At 75.1% G+C, this 3,227-nt stretch carries 4 protein-coding genes; 2 read left to right on the plus strand and 2 right to left on the minus strand.

Annotation, left to right across the window (positions count from 1 at the left end; translation table 11 throughout):
* Positions 1-121: 121 nt before the first annotated feature.
* The gene (locus ACFVIM_RS34305; protein WP_384310079.1) at positions 122-706 is read right to left on the minus strand and encodes a histidine phosphatase family protein; all 585 of its coding nucleotides are present in this window, start codon (positions 704-706) and stop codon (positions 122-124) included.
* 261 nt (positions 707-967) lie between these two features.
* Here ACFVIM_RS34305 and ACFVIM_RS34310 point away from each other — a divergent pair, with 261 nt between their 5' ends.
* A complete protein-coding gene (locus tag ACFVIM_RS34310) occupies positions 968-1,195 on the plus strand; it encodes a CbtB domain-containing protein (RefSeq protein ID WP_384310082.1) in 228 nt (75 codons plus the stop codon).
* A 67-nt stretch (positions 1,196-1,262) separates the two neighbouring features.
* Positions 1,263-2,015, plus strand: coding sequence for a CbtA family protein (locus ACFVIM_RS34315; RefSeq protein WP_384310084.1), 753 nt, complete (start codon positions 1,263-1,265; stop codon positions 2,013-2,015).
* A gap of 16 nt (positions 2,016-2,031) precedes the next feature.
* Here ACFVIM_RS34315 and ACFVIM_RS34320 read toward each other — a convergent pair.
* Positions 2,032-3,227, minus strand: a 1,196-nt coding sequence (locus tag ACFVIM_RS34320) for a hypothetical protein (RefSeq protein WP_384310087.1), incomplete at its 5' end; no start/stop codon positions are given.

Genomic DNA, 3,227 nt, shown 5'->3' on the forward strand with positions numbered 1-3,227 from the left:
GGACGGGACCTGCCCCCCGTCCCGCCCGGACCACGTCCGCCCGGAACGACCCGTACGGGCCAGGGAGGGGGACGGGGGGCCAGGCCCTCCGTCGGGATCGGGCCCCTCGGCCGACGCCCCGTCACAGCGGCGCCCCACAGCGCAGGTTCCAGCGACCGGCCCGCCCCGACAGCTCGACCCGGGTCAGCGGGGGCACGTCCAGCCGCCAGAAGACCTCCGACGGCAGCCCCACCGCCTCCACCAGCACCGCCCGTACCACCGCCACCTCTGCCACCACTGTCAGCACGGTCACCGCATCGGGGCTCGCCGCCCCCACCCCGCGCACCCACTCCCCCACCCGGGCGCGGAGCGCCTCCAGCGACTCTCCGCCGTGCGGGGCCGCGCCCGGCTCCGCCAGCCAGCGCGCCACGGCCTCCGGTTCCGCCGCCGCCACCTCGGCGAGGGTCCGTCCGGCCCAGCTCCCGGCGTCCCAGTCGGCGAGCGCGGGCAGCGGCTCGGCGTCCAGTCCGAGTGCCCGCGCGGTCTCCCGGCACCGCCGGGAGGGCCCGGTGAACAGCCGCGCGCCGGGCGGCGGCGCGAACGCCGCCGCGCGGGCGGCCCGCTCACCGGCCCCGTCGAGACCCTGGCCGCTCCCGGGGCCGGGGAAGCGCGCCTCGCGCAGCGCCTGGTCGAGCGCGGGCGTCACCATCGTCAGCCGGACCGTCATATCCCGTCCCTCTCCACCCTGATGACCCACCCCTCCCGGCCTTCGTCAGCGCCGCTGACCCACCCCCCGGCGCACCGTAGCGGCGCGCGCCTCCCCCACGGTACGGTCACGTGTACATGACGAAGGCAGAGCGGAAGCCCGGTGAGACTCCGGCACGGTCGCGCCACTGTGAACCCATGGGCCAAGGCCCCGGGAAGTCAGACCCCCTGCCCTCGTCCCGGCACCACGAACGGGACGCGTGTTCCCTCTGGAGGTTCTGCCATGGCACAGTCGGCCACCCCTGCTTCCGTACCCTCGTCCGCGCCGCAGGAGCTGACACCCATCTCGCTGCGGGCCATCGCCCCCTGGGCCGCCTTCATCGGGGTCCTGATGCTGGTCCTGCTCTACTTCGTCGGCGCCGAGCAGGGCGCCGTATCCCTCGTCTCCGGTGAGACCGTGCACGAATGGGTCCACGACGGACGCCATCTCCTGGGCTTCCCCTGCCACTGAGCACCGCGCACGTCACCCAGAGGCCGAGCGTCACGGCGAGACACGGAAAGAGCGTCGGTACACCCCTATGAACTCCCTCACCATCAGGGCCCTGTTGTTGCGCGGCATGCTCGCGGGGCTGATCGCCGGGGCGGTCGCCCTGGTCATCGCGTACACCCTCGGCGAAGGGCCGGTCGACGCGGCCATCGCGTTCGAGGAGCGGCAGAGTCATGACCACGGCGGCGGCGAGGAACTCGTCAGCCGCGCCGTCCAGTCCACCGCGGGCCTGGCCACCGGCGTCCTCGTCTTCGGCGTCGCCGTCGGCGGGATCGCGGCCCTCGCCTACTGTGTCGCGCTGGGCCGGATCGGCCGCTTCGGCCCGCGCGCCACGGCGCTGCTGGTCGCCTCCGGGGCGCTGTTCAGCGTGTACGTCGTGCCGTATCTGAAGTACCCGCCGAACCCCCCGGCCGTCGGCGACCCCGACACCATCGGCCAGCGGACGGCGCTGTACTTCCTGATGGTGGCGCTGAGCGTGCTGCTCTCGGTGGCCGCTATCCGCCTCGGCCGCGCGCTCGTGCCCCGGCTCGGCACCTGGTACGCGACGGTCGCCGCCGTCCTCGCCCTCGTCGCGGTCCTCGCCCTCGCCTATGCCTTCCTGCCCTCCTTCGAGGAGGTGCCGAAGGGCTTCCCCGCCTCCGTGCTCTGGGAGTTCCGGCTGGCGACGCTGGCGGTCCAGACGGCGCTGTGGGCCACGTTCGGTCTGGTCTTCGGCCGGCTGGCCGAGCGGCTGCTCGCTCCGGCGACGGCACACCGCCCGACCCGTACCGCCGCCGTCCGCTGACACCGCCGTACGGGGTTCACTCCCCGTACACCACCGTCACCGCCTCGGGCGCGCTGCCCGCGGCGGCCACACAGCGCGCGCTCAGGGGCGCCGCCGAGGCGCCCAGGTGGGCGGCGACCGAACTGAGGCAGTGGCCGAGGGCACGCTGGCCGTAGTAGTTGGGGTGGAGGAGTTCCCGCTCCTCGCCCGCGGGCAGCGGCTCCCTGGTCCGGGGCAGATAGCGGGCCCACTCGGCGCGGGCGGGCGGGGGCGAGGAGACCGTGCCATCGGTGGCGAAGGCCGTCTGGAGCGGGTCCTTGCCGCAGACCTGGTGGCCGTCGAGGAGCCGTCCGAGGTCGACGACATCGGCTCCGGCGCCGTGTGCGGCGGTCCTGACGGCGGTGTTGAGGGCGGCGCCCACCCCGGTGGCGAGCCAGCGCAGATCACGGTCGTAGAAGGGGCAGCCGTACACGCTCCAGCGGTCCCAGCCGTTCTCGTCGTGCGCGGCGGTGGTCGTGGCCTCCCCGGAGGCGAGCGGCAGGGGGTAGGACTGGACCACCACACGGGTGGCCTGGTCGTGCTCCCGCAGGGCGGCGCGGACCGCCTGTACGGCAGCGGTGACCTTCGCGCCGACGGCGGCGATCCGTTCGGCGGCGGGGGCGGTGACGGCCGGGTCGGTGGAGCAGTAGCGGTTCTGGTTCCAGGCGTCGGCGCAGCTCCTGACCGTCTCGGTGTAACGGGCGTCCACGGCGCCGACGGAGAGGAAGACGGTGGTGACGGTGTAGCTGGCGGCGAGGGCGCGCAGCCGCTGGAGCTGGGTGGCGCCGCTGCCCACGGACCGGGCCAGCTCATCGGCCCCGGTGCCGGAACAGGCGATGTTGATCCGCCGCGCGGTGGCGTGGGTGAACGCGAGGGCGCTGGAGCGGCGGCAGTCGGCACTGTAGATCTCGGTCACGGCCAGCCCGGTGGTCTTCACCCGGTCGGTGGCGTCCCGCAGGGCCTGGGGGATCCCGCCGAAGTTGCCGAGCCCGCGCGCGTTGCCCAGCCAGCGGGCGCCCTCCCCGGCGAGGAAGCCGTCTCCCATGGTGACGACGGCCTCGGGCTTGGCGGGCGCGGGCGAGCCGCCCACGGGCGCGGGCTCGTTGGTGGCGGTCACGGTCTGCCCGGGTTCGGTCGCCTCCGGTCCGGGCGCGGTGGCCAGCGGTCCGGGCGCGGCGGCGGCCGGTGCCACCG

It is taken from the genome of Streptomyces sp. NPDC057638, assembly GCF_042800315.1.
GTDB lineage: Bacteria > Actinomycetota > Actinomycetes > Streptomycetales > Streptomycetaceae > Streptomyces.